The 3,319-nt window shown below is 64.2% G+C and carries 3 protein-coding genes; all 3 read right to left on the reverse strand.

What is annotated here, in order from left to right; all coding sequences use genetic code 11:
• Positions 1–49: 49 nt before the first annotated feature.
• The gene (locus tag GEV05_15790; GenBank protein MPZ44829.1) at positions 50–1,156 is read right to left on the reverse strand and encodes a gfo/Idh/MocA family oxidoreductase; all 1,107 of its coding nucleotides are present in this window, start codon (positions 1,154–1,156) and stop codon (positions 50–52) included.
• Entirely contained in the window at positions 1,156–1,926 is a 771-nt protein-coding gene (locus GEV05_15795; GenBank protein ID MPZ44830.1) for a hypothetical protein, read from the reverse strand. The genes GEV05_15790 and GEV05_15795 overlap by 1 nt, the downstream gene beginning before the upstream one ends.
• 271 nt (positions 1,927–2,197) lie before the next feature.
• A complete protein-coding gene (locus tag GEV05_15800) occupies positions 2,198–3,286 on the reverse strand; it encodes a PEP-CTERM sorting domain-containing protein (GenBank protein ID MPZ44831.1) in 1,089 nt (362 codons plus the stop codon).
• Between the last annotated feature and the right edge of the window lie 33 nt (positions 3,287–3,319).

The following is a 3,319-nucleotide window of genomic DNA, read 5'->3' on the forward strand; positions in this document are numbered from 1 at the left end:
TGAGAGGAGGGGAGAGTTCGCGGGGCTTCGCGCCACTCGTGCTCTCGCCTCATTGCACCTTCTGCCGTTGACCCGTCTCGGAGGCGCGCCGGATCGCGTCCAGCATGCGATGGCGGCGCACGGCGTGATCGAAGTCGGCTTCGACCTCGCCACCGTTGCGGATCGCCTCAGCGAACTTGACCCACATTTGCCCGACATCGTAGGCCTCACCCAAGCCCCGCACTTCATCCGGCACCCACTTGAAGCGATCGGGCACCGGCAACTCCTGCAGCGTCTTGTCGTCCTTGTGTCCGCCCATAATCTTGCGCTTCGTCTCCTGCCCGGCCTCGCCGCCGCCCACCATCATGAGCGTGCCTTCCTTGCCGTAGATCTCCAGGCGATAGCCGCTGCCGTGATACGGGTTGACGCCGAGATGGACGCTGACCACCGCGCCGCCATCTAGGCGGCCGGCGAGCAGCACGTTGTCCGGCGAGGTCACATCGACGTATCGCTTGGTATCGGATTCGAACCACTGCGGCACCTGTGTGCTGACCACGCCCGATACTTCGGCGAGCTCGCCGGCGACCATGCAAAGCGCATCCATCGAATGACCGAACGTAATGGTGAGCGTGTTGGCGCCGAGGGTGGCGTCGCGTTGCCAGGTTCGGTCGGCGGTGCGGGTGAGCACGCCGGCGCCCATGTGGGTCATGTGCACCGATAGCACCTGGCCGACGTAGCCATCCTTCACCAGCTCGCGCAGATACAGGTACGCCGGCGAGGCGCGCCGCTGCAGGCCCACCATCGTTTTGACGTTCATCTTGCGCGCGAGCGCCGCCAGCTCCTCGGCTTCCTTGGTGTTCGCGCCCAGGGGCCATTCGCAGTAGACGTGCTTGCCGGCCTCCAGCGCCGCCTTGCTCAGGGCGTGGTGCGCCGGAACGCGCACGGCAACGAGCGCGGCTTCGACTTGGCGGTCTGCGCTCATCGCCTTCACGTCGCTATAAGCGCGGGCGGCGCCATACTTGTCGGCCGCGGCCTGCGCCGTGTCCGCGTGCGCCGTGCACACAGCATGGATCGCCACCTCGGGCAGGCGCGTGAGCGCCGGCGCGTGCGCCCGTGGCCCCCATCTGCCGTTTGCTCCGATGAAACCGATGCGTAATGGGTTAGACGCCATCTTCACTACCCCTTGGATGAGCAAGCGCGCCTGGAGCCGTTGCCGGACCTGCTGCGGCAGCGGTGCGAGGCTGCGCCCGCGGTTGTCGTCAGATGATGCCCTTGGCGCGCAGCTGCTCGATCTCCTTGGCCGAGTAGCCAACGGCGGCGAGAACTTCGTCGGTATGCTCGCCCGCCGGCGCGGTCGGGCTGCGGATATCCTTCGGCACGCCGGTCAGGTTGATCGCCGAGCCGACGACCTTGAACGTGCCGAGCTGCTCGCTCGCCATCGGCTTGGCGATATCGAGGTGCTGCACCTGGGGATCGGCGAAGACCTGGTCGATGTTGTAGATCGGACTGCACGGCACGCCGGCCCCCTCGAACAATCGGCTTCGTCTTGGTGACCTCGGCGATCGCGGCGTTCACGTTCTTGCGGTCTTGGCTCCGTCCCGCCACCACTTTCCATTCTTCCTTTTCTTTCCAGTCCGGGCGCCCGATCGTCTGCGCGCTCCACCAGGCGCATGGTGCCGCATGGCCTTCCTCCGATTTGAGGTCCAGGCGCACCATGCACTTGTTGCGGTGCAGGTTCTGGAAGTCGAAGCCGTCGCGCTTGCCGGCGACGTCTTCACCGCTCGTGGCCGGTGGCTCGATCCGGATGATGTTCGCGCCCCAGTCGGCGAGGTGGCGCACGCAGGTGGGGCCGGCGCGGGCCAGTGTGAGATCGAGCACGGTGATGCGGGACGGGGGCAGAGCGCTATGCGGATCGGAACTGGAATTTGCGGCCGGCGCGGTCGTCATAGTGAGCTCGTGAAGCGGTTTGGCGGCTGTGTCCTCCATAGTGGGGAAGTTTGCCTGCCCGCTCGCCCGCTGTCGATCCGCTTCTCACGGGTCGCACGGACGATGGCCAGCTGGCGGCATCCGTGTTCGCACCGGGCGCAACCAAAGGCAATTCGGGACGAACCGCCTTCCGACTGGAGGTTACCGCCGCTCCCTGCTCGAATCTCGGTCAGCCGGATCGTGCGTCATTGCCCCCTCTCGCTGCTTGGTACGAGGCTGGTCTCCGGAAGCGCTAGGGAAGGACACGCTTATTATTAGCACGCATTTTGGGGCCCCTACGCCCGCGAAGCCGCCACACCAGTACCCCTATGCCCGCTAGAAGCATGGCGTATGTTTCAGGCTCTGGAATCATGGCACTGACGCCGAAGTCTGCGCGAGTAAAGGTTTCTCCGTCGAAAATGTTCCCGGGTGTCGCGAAAGATCCACTCGCGACCACGCCGCCGCCGGAGAGGTAATCCCACGCAGCGAAGATCTCGGTGCTATCGGCCACGCTATGGGCCAGGGTGAGCCGGATCTGATCCGCACCGAGAGCGAGGTTCAGCGGGGTGGAGTCGATTTCAGTCAATGTCCCGGCATTGAAGTTCTGCTCGAAGAACCGGATCACCGGCATTGCGCCAGGGGCATCGTCCCGGCGTACCGCGAGCGAAAGGGTGTCGGACCGGTGGCCGGGATCTGCAGTGTTCGCGTGCGGATCGGCTAAACGCACTTGCATTTGATCAGCGGGTCCCGGAACGACCAGGTCGTAGACCACAGACGCGCTGAACACTCGATGCCGCTTGAGCCCTGCGTTCATGTCGGCTGGGAGATCACTGCGATTCGAAAGCAGGCTGGCCCGCTGAAAGATTCGCGGATTGCCGATGGCGCTCTCGACCTCGCCGCCCAGTGCCGTATTCATGCGCAACTTGCCCCCCGCCTCGTCGTCCGTGTTGAAGGTTCCCGAGAGGGAATAGCAACTTGGGGCGGCAGCGCAATTGAAAGCGTTCGGCACGATCGGCGGTTCCACGCCATCGTCGAAGGTGTCGAGGAAAAACGTGGCGCCGCTTCGAACGATTCGAAACTCGTCGATGTATGTGATGAAGGCGTTAGCCGAAGCGCAGCCAAGGCACAACGTTGTTGAAACCACCCAGCGAACCAGTGTCCTTTGGTGCTGCATGATCGAATTCCCCTTAGGTAGGCGCGAGCGACTGGCTCGTCGACGGCAGCATAGGCAGCGGGTATGGGCGCGTCTGTGACAAGCATCACGCATTGCGCGCGATATTGGTGGCGAGTAAGCTGACCGATCTTCGATTGGAAGGAGCGCAGTCGTGACCATCACCGTCATGCCAGTGACGCCGGATTTCGTCGCCGAAGTCGG

Source organism: Betaproteobacteria bacterium (genome assembly GCA_009377585.1).
Taxonomy (GTDB): Bacteria; Pseudomonadota; Gammaproteobacteria; order Burkholderiales; family WYBJ01; genus WYBJ01.

Bases quoted from the DNA above. Each gene is read 5' to 3' on its own strand.
- GEV05_15795 (MPZ44830.1), bottom strand. From the start codon at position 1,926: ATGACGACCGCGCCGGCCGCAAATTCCAGTTCCGATCCGCATAGCGCT.
- GEV05_15800 (MPZ44831.1), bottom strand. From the start codon at position 3,286: ATGACGGTGATGGTCACGACTGCGCTCCTTCCAATCGAAGATCGGTCA.